This window comes from Cereibacter changlensis JA139, assembly GCF_003034985.1.
Lineage (GTDB): Bacteria > Pseudomonadota > Alphaproteobacteria > Rhodobacterales > Rhodobacteraceae > Cereibacter > Cereibacter changlensis.
Genome location: NZ_PZKG01000317.1, coordinates 1 through 1638, shown reverse-complemented (window position 1 = coordinate 1638; position 1638 = coordinate 1). Strand labels below are relative to the sequence as shown.

At 62.2% G+C, this 1638-nt stretch carries 1 protein-coding gene; it reads right to left on the bottom strand.

Annotated features, from left to right (window positions below; translation table 11 throughout):
* Nucleotides 1–214 precede the first annotated feature (214 nt).
* The gene (locus C5F48_RS23620) at nucleotides 215–1498 is read right to left on the bottom strand and encodes an IS110 family RNA-guided transposase (RefSeq protein ID WP_107666105.1); all 1284 of its coding nucleotides are present in this window, start codon (nucleotides 1496–1498) and stop codon (nucleotides 215–217) included.
* Nucleotides 1499–1638: the final 140 nt, after the last annotated feature.

Sequence of the window (1638 nt, the reverse complement as noted above, 5' to 3'; positions counted from 1 at the left end):
AACGTCCTATGTCGGGAGAGATTTGCCGCTTGAGGCATCAGATCACTGGGCATCCGAGCGACCGGATGCCTTGGAGATGGTTGCCCAGGCGGGCTCCGCCGTCAAGAAGTGGTCTCTTCCATAGCAAATACAGGGTCGGTCTGGATGCCGCCCTCACCGTCCTCAAGACGAGATCCTAAATCCCAAGCGGAAGGCCCGAACATTATCTACGAGGTCAGGAACCTGCCTCCACGGCTCTACAGAGAGGGGTCCTTCCGCCTGGGCTCACCCCCTCGAAGAAGGGGCGATAGGGTTCGCCGGACTTGATCACGGCGTGAATGGTGCGGGCCATCTTTGCGGCGATGGCGGTGTAGGCCTTTCGGCGCACGTCGGGGTTGTGGCGGTCCTGCGCGATGTAGCGCTCGAACTTGTCACGGAAGCTGTTGGCGGGCTTCAGGACGGCGGCCTGCGCTGCGATCCAGAGGGTGCGGCGCAGGCGGGCATTGCCATACTTCGAGATCTTGCTCCTGCCGCGGAACAGGCCGGACTGCACCGTCGCCAGATCCATGCCGCAGAACTTCAGGAACTGGCGGTGATGCCGAAAACGCCGCAGATCTCCTGCCTCGGCCAGCACCGCGAGCGCATTGACAGGACCGATGCCCGGGATCGAGCGCAGGAGTTGGTAGTCGGGATGCGCGCTCAGAAGCTCGGCGGCGCGCTCCTCAATGGCGTTGCGCTGCTGGATCAGGCTACGCCCTTGGGCAAGCACGAGGCGGAACATCCGGATCGCATCAGAGTCTGGCGCAACCGGAAGTCCCACGGAAGCCTTTGATGTCTCGTAGATATCCGCCAAGAGAGCGGCCTTGCTGACACGGCGTCCAATCACCGGCCAAGCGGCCTCGATGAAGGCCTCCTTGGCCATCGACGTGATCATGTGGGGGGACGGAAAGGCCTCAAGAAAGGCTAGGAACCAGTCACCTCTTGAACTGCGGTGGAACCGGTCCGCCTCTGGGAAATACAGCGGCAGGTAATGGGTCAGGATCCGATGCCACAGCTCGGTCTTGGCGCGCGCCACCATCTCGTAGGTCTTCGACAACTCCTGGATATCGCAGGTGCCAGCAACCAGCGGGTCATGAAAGACCTGCACCGCACCGATCTCCAGCATGCGCAGGATGACCTGTGCATCCTTCGGATCGTTCTTGTCCCAGCTGTTGTGCAGCGCCTCCCGCGTGCGGGCGAGCGCGATGGATGAAACGAGCTTCAGATCGAAGCCTGCCGCCCCGAGGGCGAACATCAGCGCCCGGTGGTAGTTCCCTGTCGCCTCGAACCCGATCATGACCGGCAGCTCGAAACCCTGCAGAACATCGATCAGGCGCCGATAGTCGTCGGCCGTGTTCAGCACGGTCATCCGGCGGCGTCGCGCCCTGCCGGGGACAGCGATCAGCACCTCGTGCCGGTTCTTGGAAATGTCGATGCCTACCAGAACGCGGGCATCCGAAGTATGCTCAACCTTGGCCATAGCCGATCTCCTCTGTGGTGTGGTTCGCAAAACCACCATAGAGACCCGAGACCCGGTTATGGCCGCCTGCTGCGCGATTTCGGGGGCTGCGCAGGCGGCCATAACCTTCAACGGCGCTACATTCCCAACATGCTACGGGA